Raw genomic sequence first — 20287 nt, 5'->3', positions numbered from 1 at the left:
ACAGCACGCGGGGTGTATTGAGGCGGCAAGCCGTCGGCCCGGACAACTCACGATGTGAGCGGGCCGACGGCGTTGCCAACAGAAAGACGTCCTGAAGGATGAAGTGTATGAATCGAGTTGTTATCACTCCCGGTGAGCCCGCCGGAATCGGCCCGGACCTTGTTGTACAGCTTGCGCAACGCGACTGGCCGGTAGAGCTGGTGGTTTGCGCCGACGGCGCTCTGTTATCTGACCGGGCTCAACAGCTCGGTCTTCCTTTATCTCTCCTGCCCTACACCCCCTCTCTTCCCGCAGCGGCACAACGCGCCGGCACCCTGACGCTCCTCCCCGTCGCGCTGAACGCCCCTGTGACACCCGGCGTGCTGAATGTGCGCAACGGCAGCTATGTGGTTGAGACGCTGGCTCGCGCATGTGACGGCTGCCTGAGCGGCGAATTTGCGGCATTGATTACCGGGCCGGTACATAAGGGCAATATCAACGACGCGGGTATCGCCTTTACCGGGCATACCGAATTCTTTGAAGAGCGGGCTCATGCCAGTAAAGTGGTCATGATGCTGGCGACCGAAGAGCTGCGCGTCGCTCTGGCAACCACGCACCTGCCGCTAAAAGCGATCAGCGACGCGATCACGCCTGATTTGCTCCGTGAAGTGATAACGATTCTGGACCACGATCTGCGCCATAAATTCGGTATCGCCCAGCCGCACGTGCTGGTCTGCGGCCTGAACCCACACGCCGGCGAAGGTGGGCATATGGGGACGGAAGAGATCGATACCATTATTCCGGTGCTGGAAGAGATGCGCGCCCGGGGGATGAATCTGAGCGGTCCGCTGCCGGCGGATACCCTTTTCCAGCCGAAATATCTCGACAATGCCGATGCGGTACTCGCGATGTACCACGATCAGGGCCTTCCCGTGCTAAAATACCAGGGCTTTGGCCGTGGCGTGAACATTACGCTCGGTTTACCCTTTATTCGCACCTCTGTTGACCACGGTACCGCGCTTGAACTGGCGGGCCAGGGAAAAGCGGATGTCGGCAGTTTTATCACGGCGCTTAATCTCGCCATCAAAATGATTGTTAATACGCAATGAATAATCGAGTCCATCAGGGCCACTTAGCCCGTAAACGCTTCGGGCAAAACTTCCTCAACGATCAGTTCGTGATCGACAGCATTGTCTCGGCCATTAACCCCCAGAAAGGGCAGGCAATTGTCGAGATCGGTCCGGGCCTGGCGGCGCTGACCGAACCGGTCGGTGAACGCCTGGACGCACTTACCGTTATCGAGCTGGATCGCGATCTGGCCGCTCGCCTGCAGACGCATCCGTTCCTCGGGCCGAAGCTGACCATTTATCAGCAGGATGCCATGACCATGAACTTCGGCGAGCTGTCGCAGACCATGGGTCAGCCGCTGCGCGTGTTCGGCAACCTGCCGTACAACATCTCGACGCCGCTGATGTTCCATCTGTTCAGCTATACTGATGCCATCGCCGACATGCACTTTATGCTGCAAAAAGAGGTCGTCAATCGCCTGGTTGCCGGACCGAACAGTAAGGCTTATGGTCGACTGAGCGTCATGGCGCAGTATTACTGCCAGATCATCCCGGTACTCGAAGTGCCGCCGGGCGCCTTCACGCCGCCGCCTAAAGTGGATTCCGCCGTCGTGCGCCTGGTGCCTTATCGCACGCTGCCGCACCCGGTGAAGGAGGTTCGCGTGCTGAGCCGAATCACTACCGAGGCCTTTAACCAGCGTCGTAAAACGATTCGTAACAGCCTCGGCAACCTGTTCAGCGTTGAGGTACTGAACGAGCTGGGCATTGACCCGGCAAAACGTGCAGAGAATATTTCCGTGGCACAATACTGTCAGCTGGCTAACTGGCTGTCTGACAACTCGCCCACCAAGGAGAGCTAACCATGATTGATTCGCCTCGAGTTTGCGTGCAGGTGCAAAGCGTCTATATCGAATCGCAGTCTTCTCCGGAAGAAGAGCGCTACGTTTTCGCTTATACCGTCACGATTCGCAATCTGGGGCGGACTCAGGTTCAGCTTCTTGGCCGCTACTGGCTTATCACCAACGGCCACGGTCGTGAGACTGAAGTGCAGGGTGAAGGCGTTATCGGCGAACAGCCGCATATTCCCGCTGGCGGTGAATTCCAGTATACCAGCGGGGCGGTCATTGAAACGCCGCTGGGCACCATGCAGGGACATTATGACATGATCGACGTGAACGGCGCGCCGTTCTCGATCGATATCCCTGTTTTCCGTCTCGCAGTACCAACGCTCATTCATTAAAACAATGTCTACATACCTTATTGGCGACGTTCATGGTTGCTACGATGAACTGCTCGCCCTATTAAAGCAGGTGGAGTTTACCCCAGGGATCGATACGCTGTGGCTGACGGGCGATTTAGTCGCGCGCGGCCCGGGTTCGCTGGAGGTTTTGCGCTACGTTAAATCCCTTGGCGATAGTGTGCGCCTGGTCCTCGGCAATCACGATCTGCATCTGCTGGCCGTCTTCGCCGGTATCAGCCGCAACAAGCCCAAAGATCGCCTGAAATCGCTGCTCGAAGCCCCGGATGCCGACGAGCTGCTCAACTGGCTGCGCCGTCAGCCGATGATGCAGATTGATGAAGAGAAAAAGCTGGTGATGGCCCATGCGGGCATCACGCCACAGTGGGATCTGGAAACGGCAAAACAGTGCGCGCACGATGTTGAAGCCGTGCTCGCCAGCGACTCCTATCCGTTCTTCCTCGATGCGATGTATGGCGATATGCCGAATAACTGGAGCACTGAACTGAGCGGTCTCGCCCGCCTGCGCTTTATCTCCAATGCCTTCACCCGTATGCGCTACTGCTTCCCGAACGGGCAGTTGGATATGTATGCCAAAGAAGCGCCGGAAAATGCCCCTGCGCCGTTAAAACCGTGGTTCGCCATTCCGGGCCCGGTGAGCAACGAGTACAGCATTGCGTTTGGTCATTGGGCTTCGCTGGAAGGAAAAGGGACGCCGGAAGGGATTTACGCGCTGGATACAGGATGCTGCTGGGGCGGAGAACTGACCTGTCTACGCTGGGAAGATAAGCAGTATTTCACCCAACCATCGAACCGCCAGAAAGAACTGGACGAAGGCGAGGCGGTTGCCTCCTGAAAAAATCCCGGATAGCGGTACGCGGTATCCGGGATATCATCATCTTGCCCCGGCCAGCGCTACGCGCTGCCCGGAATGCCATTAGCGACGTTCGAGGATCTCGAAGCAGTAGCTATGCGAGTTCTGCGCATCGGCATCGTGAAATTCGCTGAATACCGACTCCCACTGGTCCGGATCGTAGTCCGGGAAATGGGTATCCCCTTCCACTTCGGCATCAATATGCGTCAGATAAAGCTTCTGGGCCTTCGGCAGGAACTGCTCATAGACACGACCGCCGCCGATCACCATCATCTCTTCAACGTCGCCGCAGGCGGCAATCGCTTCATCAACCGATTTCACCCACAGCACGCGATCGTCGGTGCCGGGCTGGCTGCTGATAACGATATTCTTACGCCCCGGCAACGGGCGGCCAATAGACTCCCAGGTCAGACGCCCCATGACCACCGGCTTGTTTAAGGTATTACGTTTAAACCAGGCGAGATCGGCAGGCAGGTCCCATGGCATGGCGTTTTCCATACCAATGACGCGATCTACCGCTAACGCCGCAATCAGACTGATCATTGAAAATTTCCCGAATGCAAAAAATTGCCGCCACTATACGTAAAGCGTAATAGTTCGTCGACTGCGCGGAGAGTAAAGAATAAGAAAATTTTCGGATTTGCAGGCGAGCCCACGTAAGCTACGCGAGCCGCCTGCTGCGGAACTAAATTGAAAACAAAATGTTAACTGTAAACAAAACGTAACAGTGAGTTTTTGCCTCAGACAGAAGGCTTATTCTCCGGTTCATCGGCGATATTCCCGGTATGTCTGCCCTCTTCGGTTCCCTGCCAGCCGTGGCGCTGAACCAACGACAAATGGTTACGATCCTCGTTGATAATTCCGGTCAACATGTCACTGGTTCGTTTGAACACCGCCACGCGGGAAGCCGCGTCGTTTTCCGCCATCGCCACCATCTCCTCCACCATCTTGTGGTTGAAGCGACGGAACAGGTCGGCGCGCTCACGCGCTTCATATGCGCCCAGCCCCAGCGCCTCCAGCGCCATTCGCCCGGATTTCAGCGCCGCCTCGAAGGTTTCACGCTCCGGGGCCTCCACGCCGGCCTGACGCAGCTGGATATAGTGATCCACATCGCGGGCGCGGGAGATAATCTGCAGGTGCGGGAAATGCTCTTTCGCCAGCTCGACCAGCTGCAGGCTGACCTGCGGATCGTCAATCGCATTGATCAGTACCTCGGCTTTTGCTGCCCCCGCCGATTCCAGCAGATCCGCACGCGTGGCATCGCCATAAAACACTTTCATATCAAATTTACGCAGCGTATCGACATGGTCAGGATCGTGATCGAGGATCACCATCTTCACCCCGCCGGAGAGCAGCACACGACCGGCGATCTGCCCGTAGCGGCCAAAGCCGGCAATAATCACCCGCGGCTGCTCTTCATCAATCTCATCCGCTTCGCGTTCTTCGCCGCTGGACGACTTCTCCAGACGGGTCAACAGCACCAGCAGGATCGGCGTTGCCGCCATTGACAGCGCCACCGCCAGGGTCAACGCTTTCGCCCAGTCGCTATCCAGTACGTCGGCCATCTGCGCCGCGCCAAATACCACGAAGGCAAATTCGCTCCCCTGCCCCAGCAGAACCGCAAACCAGCGGCGCTGAGCGCGCGGCACTCCGAGCGGCTTCGCAATCAACCACAGCATGGCGCCTTTGATAATCAGGAAACCGACCAGTAAAACCAGAATACGCAGCGGATGGCTCATCAGGGTACCGAAATCAATCGACATCCCGACGCCGATGAAGAACAGCCCCAGCAGCAGCCCCTTAAACGGTTCAATGTCGCTTTCCAGCGCGTGGCGATATTCCGAGCTCGCCAGCAGCACGCCGGCGAGGAAGGCCCCCATCGCCATCGACAGCCCGACCTCCTCCAGCAACAGGCCAAAGCCAAAGACCAGGAACAGGGCCACGGCGCTGAACACTTCGCGCAGACCGGAACGGGCCACGAAGCGCAGCACCGGACGGGTCACATAGCGCCCCAACGCCACCACCAGGGCCAGCGCGCCTGCCACCTTGAGCGCCGACAAGGCAAACGCCGCCAGCGTCGTGGAACCACCGCTGGCGGCCAGCAGCGGGATCATCGCCACCAGCGGGATCGCCGCGATATCCTGAAACAGCAGGACGGCAAATGCGCTCCGCCCCATCTGCGAGACCGTCAGATTACGTTCGTTCATCGCCTGCATGGCGATCGCCGTCGACGACAGCGCCAGCGTCATGCCGATCAGCTCCGCTACCTGCCAGCGCATCCCCAGCAGCATGCAGAACAGGCCAATCAGTACACCGCACACCACCATCTGTAAAGCGCCGCCGCCAAACACCGACGCGCGCAGCTTCCACAGGCGCTGCGGGTCGAGCTCCAGACCAATAACAAACAGCATCAGCACCACGCCGATTTCGGCAAAGTGCAAAATCGCCTCGGCGTCGGTCACCAGCCTCAGCCCCCACGGCCCGATGATACAGCCGGCAATCAGATAGCCAAGCACCGAGCCCAAACCGAGACGCACGGCGATCGGCACAATCAGCGCGGCGGACCCCAGATAAATCAGCGCCTGTATAAGCGTATGGCTATCCATAATGCGTCTCCTGCCATTCGATAAGGCGTTGTCGGTAGCGGCGCGCCTGCGCCTGAAGGGTTTCATCGTCGCAGATAAAGGTGCAGTGCATGGCGAAAGGCGGCAGCCACCTCATACCACAGTACAGGCCGGTCGCCTGTAGCGGCTGGGAAAGCACATCAAATCCGGGAAACGCGCCGATATCAAAGTGACTCTCGCCGCCGCCGGTGGTCACCGCCCACATCAGCGATTTGCCGCGCAGGGCGATGCCGTTATGTCCGTAGGCCCAGCCGTGCGACAGCACCTTATCCATCCACAGTTTCATTAGCGGCGGCACGCTGTACCACTGCATCGGATGCTGCCAGATAATCAGCTCGGCTCGCGCCAGCGCCGCCTGTTCGGCGGCGACGTCGATATTAAAGTCGGGGTAAAGTTGATAGAGGGAGCGTATTTCTACGCCATCCAGCGTCCTTGCCTGCTCAAGCATCCGCTTATTCGCATGCGAGTGCTGCGGATAGGGATGGGCATAAATTATCAGAATCATTGATTAGCCTGCGTTCACTCTCGTTGTAATCAGCAAGAGTGTAGTCAGTTAATCGAAGCGCTTACAATCACAACCTGCTTTTATCTCAACCCGCTTCAGGCATTTCGCGGCATGATTAGCGATACCTTAAGCGGCGCCGGCAACAAAGGTCTGCCGATCGCGCCAGAAGGGCCGTTCAAGGAGGCCCACGAGATCCTTCGCGGGGCCCCGGACAACCTTAGTTATCCAGCTCGTCCATCGACTTCACCTGATCGCGATTGATCTGTTCGGTCCGACCGGTTTGCGCATTTTTGTACGACACCATGCCGGTGTCATCATCCACATGGGGCTTGCCATCAGTCACGATCGTTCTACCGTCGGTCGTTTTCAGCGCCTGGTTCGATGAACAGCCCGCCACAAACAACATTGCCGTCGCCGCCAGCGCGGATGCCATCAGAATTTTGTTCCGCATTGTATCCTCCTGTCTTGCCGTCAATTGATATCGTTATGATGCTAACTATAGTTAGCCTCACTGAACGGGCAGCGAAAAGCAGAACTCTCCGAAGATGGCGCGGATAAAAAAAGGGCCGACGATTTCTCGTCAGCCCTTGTTGTTCCGCGACCCGATGTTAACGAGGCGGCTTACTTTTTAATTTGCGCGTGCATTTCCTGAACCGAGGTCACTTTCTCGATGGCGTTGGCGTTGAGTGCCATCGCCGTCGCGAAACCGCCGTTCAGGGTGGTGTCGTAATGCACTTTGTACTGCAGGGCGCTGCGGCGAATCAGCTTGGAGTCTTCAATCGCCTGACGACCTTCGGTGGTGTTGATGATGTAGGTGTATTCGCCATTCTTGATACGGTCCTGAATGTGCGGACGACCTTCATGCACCTTGTTCACCAGACGTGGGTTGATACCCGCTTCACCCAGTACAATCGCGGTGCCGTGAGTCGCATCCAGCTCGAAACCGAACTTCAGCAGTTTCGCCGCCAGGTCGACGACACGCTCTTTGTCGCCTTCGCGAACGGAGAGCAGCGCGCGCCCCTGTTTTTTCATCGTTGAGCTGCTACCCAGCTGCGCTTTAGCGAACGCTTCCGCGAAAGTACGGCCCACGCCCATCACTTCCCCGGTAGAGCGCATTTCTGGCCCTAACAGCGGGTCAACGCCCGGGAATTTGTTGAACGGCAGCACCACTTCTTTCACCGAGTAGTACGGCGGGATAATCTCTTTGGTCACGCCCTGCTGTGCCAGAGTCTGACCAGCCATCACGCGCGCCGCGACTTTGGCCAGCGGGATACCGGTGGCTTTCGAGACGAACGGAACGGTACGCGCCGCACGCGGGTTCACTTCAATCAGATACACTTCGTTGTTCTTCACCGCGAACTGGACGTTCATCAGGCCACGGACCTGCAGTTCGAAGGCCAGCTTCTGTACCTGCTCGCGCATCACATCCTGAATTTCCTTGCTCAGGGTGTAAGCCGGCAGAGAACATGCGGAGTCGCCCGAGTGCACGCCCGCCTGCTCGATGTGCTCCATGATACCGCCAATCAGCACCATTTCGCCGTCGCAGATGGCGTCAACGTCGACTTCGACCGCATCGTCAAGGAAACGGTCCAGCAGAACCGGCGCATCGTTAGAGACACTGACCGCGGTCTGGAAGTAGCGACGCAGGTCGGCTTCGTCGTAGACGATTTCCATCGCCCGGCCGCCGAGGACGTACGACGGGCGAACCACCAGCGGGTAGCCAATCTCTTTCGCTTTCTCTACCGCCTGCTCGATAGCCGTAACGGTGGCGTTGGCCGGCTGTTTCAGCTTCAGACGGTCAACCGCCTGCTGGAAACGCTCGCGGTCTTCCGCGCGGTCAATCGCATCCGGGCTGGTGCCGATAACCGGTACGCCAGCCGCTTCCAGCGCGCGCGCCAGTTTCAGCGGCGTCTGGCCGCCGTACTGGACGATAACGCCTTTCGGCTTCTCGATACGGACGATTTCCAGCACGTCTTCGAGGGTCACCGGCTCAAAGTACAGACGATCGGAGGTGTCATAATCGGTAGAGACGGTTTCCGGGTTACAGTTAACCATAATGGTCTCGTAACCGTCTTCACGCAGCGCCAGCGAAGCGTGTACGCAGCAGTAGTCAAATTCGATGCCCTGGCCGATACGGTTTGGACCGCCGCCGAGAACCATAATCTTATCGCGGTCGACGGACGGGTTCGCTTCGCACTCGTCGTCATAGGTGGAGTACATATAGGCGGTGTCGGTCGCGAACTCCGCCGCGCAGGTATCCACGCGCTTGTAGACCGGGTGCAGGTTGTACTGGTCGCGCAGCTTGCGGATTTCGCCTTCACGAACGCCCGCCAGCTTAGCCAGACGCGCGTCGGCAAAGCCTTTACGCTTCAGCTGACGCAGGAACTCCGGAGTAAGGCCGGTAATGCCGAGGTCAGCCACTTTCTCTTCCAGGCGAACCAGCTCTTCAATTTGCACCAGGAACCAGCGGTCGATGTTGGTCAGGTTGAAGACGCCATCGACGGAGAGGCCCGCGCGGAACGCATCGGCGATATACCAGATACGCTCGGCACCAGCATCTTTCAGCTCACGGCGAATTTTGGTCAGCGCTTCCGGGTCATCGAGGCTCACTTTCGGGTCGAAGCCGGTGGCGCCCACTTCCAGGCCGCGCAGCGCTTTTTGCAGAGATTCCTGCTGGGTGCGGCCAATCGCCATCACTTCGCCAACGGATTTCATCTGAGTAGTCAGGCGGTCGTTGCTGCCGGCGAATTTTTCAAAGTTGAAGCGGGGAATCTTGGTGACGACGTAGTCGATAGACGGTTCGAACGAGGCCGGCGTACGACCGCCGGTGATGTCGTTCATCAGCTCATCCAGGGTATAGCCCACCGCCAGCTTGGCCGCCACTTTGGCAATCGGGAAGCCGGTCGCTTTCGATGCCAGCGCAGAGGAGCGTGATACGCGCGGGTTCATTTCGATAACAATCAGGCGGCCGTCTTTCGGGTTAACCGAGAACTGAACGTTAGATCCCCCGGTTTCCACGCCAATTTCGCGCAGCACCGCCATCGAAGCGTTACGCATCACCTGGTATTCTTTATCGGTCAGGGTTTGCGCCGGCGCCACGGTGATGGAGTCACCGGTGTGGATGCCCATGGCATCGAAGTTTTCAATCGAGCAGACGATGATGCAGTTATCGTTCTTATCGCGCACCACTTCCATTTCGTACTCTTTCCAGCCGATCAGCGATTCATCAATCAGCAGCTCGTTGGTCGGCGAGAGATCCAGACCGCGGGTACAAATTTCTTCGAACTCTTCGCGGTTATAAGCGATACCGCCGCCGGTGCCGCCCATGGTGAAGGAGGGACGAATGATACACGGATAGCCCACGTCAGCGGCCACCGCCAGCGCTTCTTCCATGGTGTGCGCAATCCCGGAACGCGCGGTATCCAGACCAATTTTCTTCATCGCCACATCGAAACGACGGCGGTCTTCCGCTTTATCAATTGCATCGGCGGTAGCGCCGATCATGGTGACGCCGAATTCAGCCAGCACGCCCTGACGCTCCAGCTCCAGCGCGCAGTTCAGCGCGGTCTGGCCGCCCATGGTCGGCAGCACCGCATCCGGACGCTCTTTTTCGATGATTTTGCGTACCACTTCCCAGTGGATCGGCTCAATATAGGTCGCATCGGCCATTTCCGGGTCGGTCATGATGGTGGCCGGGTTCGAGTTCACCAGAATGACGCGGTAACCTTCTTCACGCAGGGCCTTACAGGCCTGAGCGCCAGAGTAGTCAAATTCACAAGCCTGGCCGATAACGATCGGGCCAGCGCCAAGAATCAGGATGCTTTTTATATCTGTACGTTTTGGCATGGCTTTTTTCTCCTGATTATTTCGCGGACTGGCGGTACTGCTCAATTAACTCAATGAAATGGTCGAACAACGGCGCGGCATCGTGCGGGCCTGGGCTCGCTTCCGGGTGGCCCTGGAAACTAAACGCCGGTTTGTCAGTACGGTGGATACCCTGCAGCGTCCCATCGAACAGCGACTTGTGGGTCACGCGCAGGTTTGCCGGCATGGAGACTTCGTCGACCGCAAAACCGTGGTTCTGGGCGGTAATCATCACCACATTATTATCGATATCTTTAACCGGGTGGTTGCCGCCGTGGTGGCCGAACTTCATCTTAACGGTCTTCGCACCGCTCGCCAGCGCCAGCAGCTGATGGCCGAGGCAGATGCCGAATACCGGAATATCGGTCTCAAGGAATTTCTCAATCGCGGTAATGGCGTAATCACACGGCGCCGGGTCGCCAGGGCCGTTGGACAGGAAGATACCGTCCGGATTCATCTTCAGCACCTCTTCAGCAGAGGTTTGCGCCGGTACGACCGTCAGGCGGCAGCCGCGGTCAACCAGCATGCGCAGAATGTTGCGTTTGGCGCCAAAATCGTAGGCCACAACGTGGAACGGCAGCTCGCTCTCCGCCTTCGCTTCCGGCAGGTCGCCTGCCAGCGTCCAGCTCCCTTGCGTCCAGCTGTAGGTTTCTGAAGTGGTGACTTCTTTCGCCAGGTCCATCCCGTTCAGGCCAGGGAATGCTTTGGCTTTTTCCAGCGCCAGCTGCGCATCCAGGTTATCACCTACGATAATGCAGCCGTTCTGTGCGCCTTTTTCACGCAGCAAACGCGTCAGCTTACGGGTATCGATATCGGCAATCGCCACGATGTTATGGCGCTTCAGGTAAGAAGAGAGGTCTTCGGTATTGCGGAAATTGCTGGCAATCAGCGGCAGGTCGCGAATGACCAGGCCCTGCGCATGTACCTGAGAAGATTCTTCATCGCTGTCGTTGGTGCCGACATTACCAATATGGGGATAAGTAAGAGTGACAATTTGGCGGGAATAGGAAGGATCAGTGAGGATTTCTTGATAACCGGTCATTGAAGTATTGAAAACGACTTCCCCAACCGCCGTGCCCGTTGCCCCGATGGCCCGACCGTGAAACTGGGTTCCGTCTTCCAGAACCAATAGCGCTGACTTAATCAAAACACCCTCCAGAGAATATTCACTCACTTTATTTGCATATTAATGCATGTGCGTGACATGAATCAATGCAAATTTGCTTACCTATGGATTTCTGGCAAACGGCGGCATTCTGGAGAGATGTCGGGTAAAAGTCAACTTAAAGCCGATATTTTTTATCTCTTTTCACGTCACTGACCTCTCAGCCCTGCGTTAGCAGGCAAAAAGATCAACAAACTATGCAGGGAAAACGCTTGCGGAGCAGGAAGATTGCAAAACAACGCGTGCAACAACAAAAAAGTAGACCATATGGTCAAAATTCACAAAGACACAACAAAAAAAGAAAGGATAAGATAATATTACGCTCACTTCATCAATTAAAACCGATGAAATGCTAAAAAATAAAAAGGGCAATAAAACATTGCCCTTTGCAATCAATTACATATTGAATGCAATAACCACATCACGATGGGTAATAAAACTTATAAAGCATTGAGATCAAGCACGTCACGCATGTCGAAAAGGCCTGATTTCTTATCTTTTAACCACAATGCAGAACGAACGGCGCCATTGGCAAAAGTCATCCGGCTGGAAGCCTTGTGGCTGATTTCAATACGCTCGCCGATGTCGGCAAACATTGCGGTATGTTCGCCAACGATATCCCCGGCGCGCACGGTAGCAAAGCCAATGGTCCCCGGGACGCGTTCGCCGGTATGACCTTCACGGCTGTAGACCGCACAATCCTTCAGATCTTTGTTCAGCGCACCGGCAATCGCCTCGCCCATCGCCAGAGCGGTGCCCGACGGCGCGTCCACTTTATGGCGGTGGTGCGCCTCAATAATCTCAATATCGGTGTAGTCACCCATCACCTTCGCCGCTTTTTCCAGCAGCTTTAACAGCACGTTGACGCCGACGCTGAAGTTGGCCGCGAAAACAATGGCAATGTCCTGCGCCGCATCGCGAATGGCCTGTTTCCCCGCCTCATCAAAACCGGTGGTGCCAATCACCATCCCTTTACCGTGTTCGCGGCAGAAAGCAAGGTGGTTTAACGTACCTTCCGGGCGGGTAAAATCGATCAGCACATCAAAATCATCTTTGACTGCCGCAAGACTGCTTTGCACCGCGACACCGGCTTTACCGGCACCGGCGAGCTCACCGGCATCGCTACCCAGGAGGGAAGAACCTTCGCGCTCCAGCGCAGCGCCCAGCGCCACGCCATCCATCTGCTGTACGGCCTGAATTAACTGGCGTCCCATCCGGCCGCCCGCGCCTGCGATGGCCACGCGGATTTGTGCATCATGCATAGCTATTCTCTTTTGTTAACTTAACGTAAATTGTTTCCAGATTAACCAGCCCATCGCTGAGCCGCTACTCTAAAACACCGATAATTAGAAATTTATGACAAACGGCGTTCGATATCAGTAAAAACTATACGCTGGCATCAATATCAGGCCTTTCTCATGGGTTCCATCCCACACATTCCACGACGAAAAGAGCAGGATACTCGGATCCTGCGCCGCTTCGCGCCTCTCATCGAAACCAGGTACGTCAAATCGCGCCCCGGTTCACGCGAGGGTATAATTCACGATCAGCTGTCCTTTTTTGATTTTCACCTCGGCGATTGTCACGCTCCCCACTTCAGACAGGCTGGCAACATGCGTGCCGCCGCAGGGATAGGCCGGTAATGAGCCAAATCCGACCTGACGCAGCCCATCCTCAAAAGTCAGATGCCGCGGCAGATCTTCCGCTTGCCAGCCCGCAATCGTCGCCAGAAGCGCGCTGGCCTCCGGCATGATGGCGGAGCCGATAGCGGTGAACGTTATCCGCCCTTCTCCAGGCCAGTGGTGCGCCTTGACAGGCCGCCAGCCAGCGCGTTCGCCCGCCAGGCCTATCAGATGCCCCGCGGAGTGCAGCCGCGAATGCAGGCGCCGGGCGGCTTCATCCACCCGAATTGCCACCTCTCCAGGCGGCAGCGGTTGAGCGATAATGTGCATAACGCGGTCACCTCGCGTCACGACACCTTCAACAGCAATACCGCCAATCCAGCCGCGATCGGCTGGCTGTCCGCCGCCCTGTGGATGAAACAGGGTCTGGTTCAACTCAATGGCGTAACGGCCATCGGCCTCAGTCAGGCAATGCACGACCTGGGCTCGCGCCTCGGTCTCATCGCAAGTGTAATAAAGACGTTCAGTCATGGTTGTCCTCCGCTTAGTCAGGACAGTATATTGATATTATCCGTGGCGATAATCCCGCCATTCATCAATGCACTTTTGCCTCAAGGGCACAAATGAATCTCAATTTACTCCCCGACCTTGCCCTGTTTGTGCAAATTGTCGACCAGGGCAGTTTTTCTGCCGTCGCCCGCCTTTCCGGGGCAACGCCTTCGGCGATCAGCCGCAGCGTCTCGCGGCTGGAACACGAAATGGGCTGTAAGCTGCTGCACCGCAGCACGCGCAAATTGCGCCTGAGCGATGCCGGAAAAACGGTGTATGTGCACGCACAGGAGATGCTGGAATCGGCTCGTCAGGCGATGGATTCCGCCAGCAGTAGCCAGGAGGTGGCGCAGGGGAAGCTGACCCTCAGCGTGCCAAAAGCCGTCGGGCGTTTTGTGATTCATCCGTTAATGGCGGAATTTCTCACCCGTCATCCCGGCGTGGACGTCTGTCTGCGGCTCGAGGACCGCTATCTGGATCTGATTGATGATGGTATTGATCTGGCGCTGCGTATTACCCACAGCCCCTCTCCCGGACTGCACGGCAAACCGCTGATGCCGGTAACGCACGTGATCTGCGCCACACCGGACTATTTACAGCGGCACGGCACGCCGCAAACGCCGGCGGAGCTGCGGGGCCACAGCTGTATCAGCCTGGGCGAAACACCGGCCGACTCACGCTGGAAATTCCGCCGGGCGGGTAAAACGGAAACTATCCAGACTCACGGACGCTACGCCGCCAACCATACTGCCGTGCGCCTTGATGCGGTGCAGCAACATTTAGGTATCGGCAGCCTGCCGCTGTTTACCGCTCGCGACGCGCTGGCCCAGGGCGATATCGTGCAGGTCCTGGCGCAATGGGAGTTTATCAGTAGCTATAGCGGGCAGCTGTGGCTGCTGTGGTCGGGCAATAAACATATGCCCGCCAGAATGCGGGCCATGATTGATTATCTGAGCGAGAAAATTGACGGCCGCCAGGCCGCTTACGGCGCCAGAGACAATACTTCCGTCACCCAGCGCTGAAAACCGTCCACATCCAGTTCCAGCGCAACGCTCGCGTTCGCCGGCTGCCCGAGCCGCCCTTCGATATCGACGACGGTGGTGCCGGCGGTCCAGGTCCCCTGCGTTTCCACCGCTACAAAGCACGGTTGCAGGGTAAACAGCTCAGGGCGCACCAGCCACGCGATGGCGCACAGGTCATGCATACGCAGCCCGCTGCTCATACTGCCGCTGCGATAATGGCTGAACAGCGCGTGGAGCATCTTTCCGGTTTTGTTCAGCGCGGGCAGCGTGGCGAGGTACTCCGGCGTCAGCATTGCCCGGTTGGTCACGTCGAGACCGCACATCACGATCTCCAGACCGCTGCGAAACACGCTGGCCGCGGCTTCCGGATCGATAGCAATATTGAACTCCGCATTGGGCGTGAAGTTACCGCGCCCGGCGGAACCGCCCATGATCACCAGCCGGCGAATATTAAAGCGGCATTCCGGATACTGCGTCAGGAGCAGCGCAATATTGGTCAACGGACCAATCGCCACCAGCGTAATCGGCTCCTGAGCATGCATCAGCGCGTCGCGAATGGCCTGAAAGGCCGGTTTCGGCAACGGCTGGCAGTCATGCTCGACAAAATCATACCCTTCCATGCCGGATTCACCGTGCACGGAGGCCGCATCGCGCAGCGGACGCAATAGTGGCATTGACGCCCCTTGAGCCAGCGGCACCTTCGCCTGCCAGAAATGCAGCAGTTGCAGGGCGTTGCGGGTGGTTTTTTCCACCGACACGTTCCCCGCCACCGTCGTCATCAGCTGCAGATCGAGCTCGGGGGCAAACAGCGCGGCGGCGATCGCCGCTGCGTCGTCAATGCCGGGATCGGTATCAAGAATGATCGGTAAGCGCATCGTCTCTCCCAAAAAAAATGCCAGACGTTAAGTCTGGCATCTTCTCACATCCGCTGGCGAAAGAACTTAGTCTACTTCACGGACATCAACCCGCAGCTCTTTCGGTACTTCGAAAACAATATTTTCTTCACGCCCCTCCAGCGGAACGGCTTCTCCGCCGCCCAGCGCCTGCAGACGCGCGATCACGTTCTGCACCAGGATATCCGGGGCCGATGCGCCTGCGGTCACGCCAACGCACGCGGCCTCTTTGACCCATGCTTCCTGAATATCCGTCGCATCGTCAATCAGATAGGCCGCTTTCCCCATCCGCTGAGCGAGTTCCGCCAGACGGTTGGAGTTAGAGGAGTTTTTCGACCCCACCACCAGCACAACATCGGCCTGCTCCGCCAGCGCGCGAACCGCTTCCTGACGGTTAGTGGTGGCATAACAGATATCGTCTTTACGCGGCCCGACGATTTTCGGGAAGCGCTCACGTAGCGCGTCGATCACATCCGAAGTGTCATCTACCGAGAGGGTTGTCTGCGTCATAAATGACAGCCGGGCGTCGTTTTTCACCTCCAGCTTCCAGACATCGTCGGGCGACTCCACCAGATACATTCCCCCTTCCGGGTTGCTGTACTGGCCCATCGTCCCTTCCACTTCCGGGTGACCGGCATGGCCAATCAAGATCGACTCTTCGCCACGACGGCTGGCGCGGGCGACTTCCATATGCACTTTGGTCACCAGCGGACAGGTCGCGTCGAAGACCGTCAGATCGCGGTTTTTCGCTTCATTACGCACCGCCTGGGACACGCCGTGCGCGGAGAAAATCAGGATCGCGCCGTCAGGCACTTCGCTAATCTGTTCGATAAAAATGGCGCCGCGCTTACGCAGGCTATCGACCACATAGCGGTTATGCACCACTTCATGACGCACATAGATCGGCGCGCCGTAGAGCGTCAGCGCGTTTTCAACAATGCTGATAGCGCGGTCAACGCCAGCGCAAAAGCCGCGCGGGTTAGCCAACAGGATCTGCATTTCACTCCTCCAGCGCCGGATCGATTTCCAGCACTTCAATATCAAAATGGACGGTGCGCCCGGCCAGCGGATGGTTGAAATCAACGGTGATCGAATCGCCGTTCACTTCACGAATCACGCCGGGCATTTCGCTGCCATCCATTGCGGTAAAGAGCATAATCGCGCCGATTTCCGGCTCGCCCGCGTCGATAAATTCACGACGTGAAAAGTACTGGATAAGATCCGGGCTTGGGATGCCAAACGCAGCATCGGGCTCCAGCGAAAAGACCTTTTTCTCCCCCTCTTTCAGACCCAGAAGCTGTTGTTCAAGACCTTCAGACAGGGAGGTGTCGCCAAGGCGAAACAGGGCAGGCTTGCCGTTATTGCGGGTGGATTCAGCCGTTGAGCCATCATCCAGTTTCAGCGTGAAGTCAACGAGGATCGCGCTGTTGCTCTGTACGGATTTAGACATGCAAATTGCTCGCTTGTTTTGGCCCGCCTGTTTGCCCGGTGACGCTACGCTTACCGGGCCTACGGAAGGGCACAAATTCTGTAGGCCGGGTAAGCGCAGCGCCACCCGGCATTGACATTTACACCGGCTCTTTCGCCGCAGGTTTTGGCAGGAAGCCTTCCAGCACAATCAGCGCCGCGCCGATGCAAATTGCGCTATCGGCCAGGTTGAAGGTGGCGAAATGCCAGTCCCCGACGTAGAAATCAATCATATCGACGACAAAACCATGCCATAACCGATCAAACAAGTTCCCCAGCGCGCCGCCGATAATCAGCGCGTAGGCAATGTTGTTCAGCTTTTGCGTGGCTTTTGAGCGATACATCAAGACCGCCAGAATCACGCAGATCCCGATGGCAATGCCGGCAAAGAACCAGCGCTGCCAGCCGCCGCTATCGGCAAGGAAACTAAAAGCCGCGCCATAGTTACGCGCATAATGCAGATTAAGCGACGGGAACAGCGCTACCGTCTCCCCCAGAGCAAAGTTCTGGAGGATCAGGAATTTACTGCCCAGGTCAATAATCAGCACGGCGACGACGACCCAAAGCCAGCGTAGCCCCGTTGAACAGACAGATTTACTCATCAGGCAAACTTACGTTTTTCGCCGTCACCGGCGACGTTGCTGACACAGCGACCGCAGATTTCCGCGTGTTCCGCCACCTTGCCGACATCGCTGGTGTAGTGCCAGCAACGCGGGCATTTCTCGCCCTCGGCTTTACTCAACGCGACTTTCAGCCCCTTCAGCAGTTCACTCTGCCAGGCATCGGCCGGCGCCTGCGCATGATCGGCAACCGTTGCCCCGGAGGTCAACAGGACAAAGCGTAATTCACTGCCCAGCGCGTTGAGCTTCGCGGCCAGAGCGTCATCGGCATACAGCGTGACCGCCGCTTCCAGAGAGCCGCCTACCAGTTTGTCGGCGCGCGCCTGCTCGATGACCTTGTTGACTTCGCCGCGCACCTGCAGCAGCTTGTCCCAGAAGTCGTCGTTCATCGCTTCGTCGTCGGCCAGGCCGAACAGACCTTCATACCACTCCCCGGTGAAGACGTATTTCTCGCGGGAACCCGGCAGGTAGCCCCAGATTTCGTCTGCGGTGAAGGACATGATCGGCGCCATCCAGCGCACCAGCGCTTCCACGATGTGGAACAGCGCGGTCTGGCAACTGCGACGCGCCCGGCTTTCCGCTTTCGCGGTGTACTGGCGGTCTTTGATGATATCGAGATAGAACGAGCCCATTTCGATGGAGCAGAAGCGCATCAGGCGCTGCACCACTTCGTGGAAGTCGTAGGATTCGTAGGCTTTCAGGATATCTTCCTGCGCCGCCTGCGCGCAGCCCACCGCCCAGCGATCGAGCACCACCATCTCTTCCGGTTTGACCATGTCTTTCGCCGGATCGAAACCATTCAGGTTCGCCAGCAGGAAGCGCGCGGTGTTACGGATACGACGATAGCTGTCGGCAGCGCGTTTGAGGATCTCGTCGGAGACCGCCATTTCGCCGGTGTAATCGGTAGATGCCACCCACAGACGCAGAATATCGGCGCCCAGCTTGTTCATCACGTCCTGCGGGCTAACGGTATTACCGATAGACTTGGACATTTTGCGGCCCTGACCGTCGACGGTGAAACCGTGGGTCAGAACCTGGCGATACGGCGCTTTGCCCTTCATCGCCGTGGAGATCATCAGCGAGGACATAAACCAGCCGCGGTGCTGATCAGAACCTTCCAGATACATATCGGCGGCGTGACCGGAAAATTCCGGGCGTACGTCAACCACGGAGGAGTGGGTAGACCCGGAGTCGAACCACACGTCCAGGGTATCCGGCACTTTCTCGTAGCTGTCAGCGTCAGCGCCCAGGATGTCGCGGGAGTCGAGATCCCACCACGCCTGAATGCCGTCCACTTCGACGCGCTTCGCCACTTCTTCCATCAGCTCCAGGGTGTTCGGGTGCAGTTCCTGCGTCTCTTTGTGCACAAACAGAGACATCGGTACGCCCCAGGTACGCTGGCGGGAGATACACCAGTCAGGACGGTTGGCAACCATCGATTCGATACGCGCCTGGCCCCAGTCCGGGATCCACTGCACGCCTTTGATCTCTTTCAGCGACTGCGCGCGCAGGCCTTTCTGATCCATGCTGACGAACCACTGCGGGGTGGCACGGAAGATAATAGGCGACTTGTGGCGCCAGCAGCACGGATAGCTGTGCTGCATCTTTTCAACGTGCAGCAGCGCGCCGCTGTCACGCAGCATCTCAACGATAATATCGTTGGCTTTAAAGACGTTGATGCCGTCCAGCGCCGGGTAGGTGCCTGGCAGGTAGGAACCGTCCGGGCCAACCGGGTTGGCAATTTCCAGGCCGTATTTCTGGCTGATAGTATAGTCATCCGGACCGTGACCGCCGGCGGTATGGACCGCGCCGGTACCCGCATCGAGGGTAACGTGATCGCCGAGGATTGCCGGCACATCGAAGTCGAGGAACGGATGCTTAAAGCGCATCAGCTCCAGTTCCGCGCCGTTCACCACCGCCAGGATAGTGTAGTCAGCAATACCCGCGCGTTTCATTACGCTTTCAACCAGATCTTTCGCCAGGATCAGCGCCTGACCGTCAACCTGCACCAGCGCATAGTCGAATTCCGGCGACAGGGAGATGGCGCGGTTAGCTGGCAGGGTCCACGGGGTAGTGGTCCAGATGACCAGGGATAGCGGACCGGCGACGTCGGCAACGCCGAATTTCGCCAGCACGGCGGCTTTGTCTACCGCGTGGAAAGCCACGTCGATAGAAGGAGACGTTTTGTCGTAATACTCGACTTCCGCTTCAGCCAGCGCAGAACGGCAGTCGACGCACCAGTGCACCGGCTTCGCGCCTTTGTGCAGGTGGCCGTTGCCGATGATTTTACCCAGCGCACGGATGATGTTGGCTTCTGTTTTGAAGTCCATGGTCAGGTACGGACGCGACCAGTCGCCCAGCACGCCCAGGCGGATAAAGTCTTTACGCTGACCGTCAACCTGGGTCGCAGCATATTCGCGGCACTTGGCGCGGAATTCAGCAGCGGTGAATTTCTCACCCGGCTTGCCATATTCCTGCTCCACTTTCAGTTCGATCGGCAGACCGTGGCAGTCCCAACCCGGAACGTAAGGCGAGTCATAGCCCGTCAGTCCTTTGGACTTCACAATAATGTCTTTCAGAATCTTGTTAACCGAGTGACCAATATGAATGCTGCCATTCGCATAAGGAGGGCCATCATGCAGAATGAAGGTTTTTTTGCCTTTTTTCGCTGCCCGGATGATGCCGTACAGGTCATCATCGGTCCAACGCGCCAGCATTCCCGGTTCGCGCTTGGCGAGATCGCCACGCATCGGGAACCCTGTTTCCGGCAAATTCAGGGTCGATTTATAGTCACTCATC

At 57.5% G+C, this 20287-nt stretch carries 18 protein-coding genes; 5 read left to right on the top strand and 13 right to left on the bottom strand.

The window, feature by feature from the left end:
- The first annotated feature begins 98 nt into the window (after positions 1–98).
- From pdxA to apaH, 4 genes are read left to right on the top strand one after another with little or no spacing between them, the layout of a single operon-like run.
- Positions 99–1088 (top strand): 4-hydroxythreonine-4-phosphate dehydrogenase PdxA, encoded by a 990-nt coding sequence (gene pdxA, locus FNY10_RS18060; protein ID WP_160702320.1) that lies wholly within the window; start codon positions 99–101, stop codon positions 1086–1088.
- Positions 1085–1906 carry a 16S rRNA (adenine(1518)-N(6)/adenine(1519)-N(6))-dimethyltransferase RsmA gene (gene rsmA / locus FNY10_RS18055; RefSeq protein ID WP_100682597.1) on the top strand — a complete coding sequence of 274 codons (822 nt, stop codon included), beginning with the start codon at positions 1085–1087 and terminating at the stop codon, positions 1904–1906. Before pdxA ends, rsmA begins: the two co-directional genes overlap by 4 nt.
- A gap of 2 nt (positions 1907–1908) precedes the next feature.
- Entirely contained in the window at positions 1909–2286 is a 378-nt protein-coding gene (gene apaG / locus FNY10_RS18050; RefSeq protein ID WP_100682598.1) for a Co2+/Mg2+ efflux protein ApaG, read from the top strand.
- 4 nt (positions 2287–2290) lie between these two features.
- The gene (apaH, locus tag FNY10_RS18045) at positions 2291–3139 is read left to right on the top strand and encodes a bis(5'-nucleosyl)-tetraphosphatase (symmetrical) ApaH (protein ID WP_100682599.1); all 849 of its coding nucleotides are present in this window, start codon (positions 2291–2293) and stop codon (positions 3137–3139) included.
- Positions 3140–3220: 81 nt separating this feature from the next.
- On the opposite strand, the gene folA is transcribed toward apaH, so the two are convergent.
- From folA to FNY10_RS18005, 8 genes are all read right to left on the bottom strand, one after another.
- Positions 3221–3700 carry a type 3 dihydrofolate reductase gene (gene folA / locus FNY10_RS18040; RefSeq protein WP_100682600.1) on the bottom strand — a complete coding sequence of 160 codons (480 nt, stop codon included), beginning with the start codon at positions 3698–3700 and terminating at the stop codon, positions 3221–3223.
- Positions 3701–3897: 197 nt separating this feature from the next.
- The gene (kefC, locus tag FNY10_RS18035; protein WP_141965340.1) at positions 3898–5763 is read right to left on the bottom strand and encodes a glutathione-regulated potassium-efflux system protein KefC; all 1866 of its coding nucleotides are present in this window, start codon (positions 5761–5763) and stop codon (positions 3898–3900) included.
- Entirely contained in the window at positions 5756–6286 is a 531-nt protein-coding gene (kefF, locus tag FNY10_RS18030; protein WP_131049210.1) for a glutathione-regulated potassium-efflux system oxidoreductase KefF, read from the bottom strand. Before kefF ends, kefC begins: the two co-directional genes overlap by 8 nt.
- A gap of 217 nt (positions 6287–6503) precedes the next feature.
- Complete coding sequence (locus FNY10_RS18025; RefSeq protein WP_100682609.1) at positions 6504–6737, bottom strand: YgdI/YgdR family lipoprotein; 234 nt, start codon at positions 6735–6737, stop codon at positions 6504–6506.
- Positions 6738–6907: 170 nt separating this feature from the next.
- Positions 6908–10132 carry a carbamoyl-phosphate synthase large subunit gene (gene carB, locus FNY10_RS18020; protein WP_131049209.1) on the bottom strand — a complete coding sequence of 1075 codons (3225 nt, stop codon included), beginning with the start codon at positions 10130–10132 and terminating at the stop codon, positions 6908–6910.
- A gap of 16 nt (positions 10133–10148) precedes the next feature.
- The gene (gene carA, locus FNY10_RS18015; RefSeq protein ID WP_100682611.1) at positions 10149–11297 is read right to left on the bottom strand and encodes a glutamine-hydrolyzing carbamoyl-phosphate synthase small subunit; all 1149 of its coding nucleotides are present in this window, start codon (positions 11295–11297) and stop codon (positions 10149–10151) included.
- 458 nt (positions 11298–11755) lie between these two features.
- Positions 11756–12577, bottom strand: a complete 822-nt coding sequence (gene dapB, locus FNY10_RS18010) for a 4-hydroxy-tetrahydrodipicolinate reductase (protein WP_004857752.1) — start codon at positions 12575–12577, stop codon at positions 11756–11758.
- Positions 12578–12838: 261 nt separating this feature from the next.
- Entirely contained in the window at positions 12839–13468 is a 630-nt protein-coding gene (locus FNY10_RS18005; protein WP_141965341.1) for an alanyl-tRNA editing protein, read from the bottom strand.
- A 92-nt stretch (positions 13469–13560) separates the two neighbouring features.
- Between FNY10_RS18005 and FNY10_RS18000 the strand changes: the two genes are divergently transcribed.
- Positions 13561–14508, top strand: coding sequence for a LysR family transcriptional regulator (locus tag FNY10_RS18000; protein ID WP_160702321.1), 948 nt, complete (start codon positions 13561–13563; stop codon positions 14506–14508).
- Here FNY10_RS18000 and rihC read toward each other — a convergent pair.
- The 5 genes from rihC to ileS form a co-directional block, all read right to left on the bottom strand.
- Positions 14469–15383 (bottom strand): ribonucleoside hydrolase RihC, encoded by a 915-nt coding sequence (gene rihC / locus FNY10_RS17995; RefSeq protein ID WP_131049536.1) that lies wholly within the window; start codon positions 15381–15383, stop codon positions 14469–14471. The genes FNY10_RS18000 and rihC overlap by 40 nt on opposite strands.
- A gap of 66 nt (positions 15384–15449) precedes the next feature.
- Positions 15450–16400 carry a 4-hydroxy-3-methylbut-2-enyl diphosphate reductase gene (gene ispH, locus FNY10_RS17990; protein WP_032689538.1) on the bottom strand — a complete coding sequence of 317 codons (951 nt, stop codon included), beginning with the start codon at positions 16398–16400 and terminating at the stop codon, positions 15450–15452.
- Position 16401: 1 nt separating this feature from the next.
- The gene (fkpB, locus tag FNY10_RS17985) at positions 16402–16851 is read right to left on the bottom strand and encodes an FKBP-type peptidyl-prolyl cis-trans isomerase (RefSeq protein ID WP_100682663.1); all 450 of its coding nucleotides are present in this window, start codon (positions 16849–16851) and stop codon (positions 16402–16404) included.
- Between the two features lie 118 nt (positions 16852–16969).
- The gene (gene lspA, locus FNY10_RS17980) at positions 16970–17470 is read right to left on the bottom strand and encodes a signal peptidase II (protein WP_100682616.1); all 501 of its coding nucleotides are present in this window, start codon (positions 17468–17470) and stop codon (positions 16970–16972) included.
- Entirely contained in the window at positions 17470–20286 is a 2817-nt protein-coding gene (ileS, locus tag FNY10_RS17975; protein WP_160702322.1) for an isoleucine--tRNA ligase, read from the bottom strand. The genes lspA and ileS overlap by 1 nt, the downstream gene beginning before the upstream one ends.
- Position 20287: the final 1 nt, after the last annotated feature.

It is taken from the genome of Klebsiella sp. Lac1 (assembly GCF_009825425.1).
GTDB classification, from domain to species: Bacteria; Pseudomonadota; Gammaproteobacteria; order Enterobacterales; family Enterobacteriaceae; genus Klebsiella; species Klebsiella electrica.
Note: the sequence above shows the minus strand (reverse complement) of the source record. Positions and strands in the feature narration are given on the sequence as shown.

Coding starts and splice junctions, on each gene's coding strand:
- pdxA (WP_160702320.1), top strand. CDS start 99: ATGAAGTGTATGAATCGAGTTGTTATCACTCCCGGTGAGCCCGCCGGA.
- rsmA (WP_100682597.1), top strand. CDS start 1,085: ATGAATAATCGAGTCCATCAGGGCCACTTAGCCCGTAAACGCTTCGGG.
- apaG (WP_100682598.1), top strand. CDS start 1,909: ATGATTGATTCGCCTCGAGTTTGCGTGCAGGTGCAAAGCGTCTATATC.
- apaH (WP_100682599.1), top strand. CDS start 2,291: ATGTCTACATACCTTATTGGCGACGTTCATGGTTGCTACGATGAACTG.
- folA (WP_100682600.1), bottom strand. CDS start 3,700: ATGATCAGTCTGATTGCGGCGTTAGCGGTAGATCGCGTCATTGGTATG.
- kefC (WP_141965340.1), bottom strand. CDS start 5,763: ATGGATAGCCATACGCTTATACAGGCGCTGATTTATCTGGGGTCCGCC.
- kefF (WP_131049210.1), bottom strand. CDS start 6,286: ATGATTCTGATAATTTATGCCCATCCCTATCCGCAGCACTCGCATGCG.
- FNY10_RS18025 (WP_100682609.1), bottom strand. CDS start 6,737: ATGCGGAACAAAATTCTGATGGCATCCGCGCTGGCGGCGACGGCAATG.
- carB (WP_131049209.1), bottom strand. CDS start 10,132: ATGCCAAAACGTACAGATATAAAAAGCATCCTGATTCTTGGCGCTGGC.
- dapB (WP_004857752.1), bottom strand. CDS start 12,577: ATGCATGATGCACAAATCCGCGTGGCCATCGCAGGCGCGGGCGGCCGG.
- FNY10_RS18005 (WP_141965341.1), bottom strand. CDS start 13,468: ATGACTGAACGTCTTTATTACACTTGCGATGAGACCGAGGCGCGAGCC.
- FNY10_RS18000 (WP_160702321.1), top strand. CDS start 13,561: ATGAATCTCAATTTACTCCCCGACCTTGCCCTGTTTGTGCAAATTGTC.
- rihC (WP_131049536.1), bottom strand. CDS start 15,383: ATGCGCTTACCGATCATTCTTGATACCGATCCCGGCATTGACGACGCA.
- ispH (WP_032689538.1), bottom strand. CDS start 16,400: ATGCAGATCCTGTTGGCTAACCCGCGCGGCTTTTGCGCTGGCGTTGAC.
- fkpB (WP_100682663.1), bottom strand. CDS start 16,851: ATGTCTAAATCCGTACAGAGCAACAGCGCGATCCTCGTTGACTTCACG.
- lspA (WP_100682616.1), bottom strand. CDS start 17,470: ATGAGTAAATCTGTCTGTTCAACGGGGCTACGCTGGCTTTGGGTCGTC.
- ileS (WP_160702322.1), bottom strand. CDS start 20,286: ATGAGTGACTATAAATCGACCCTGAATTTGCCGGAAACAGGGTTCCCG.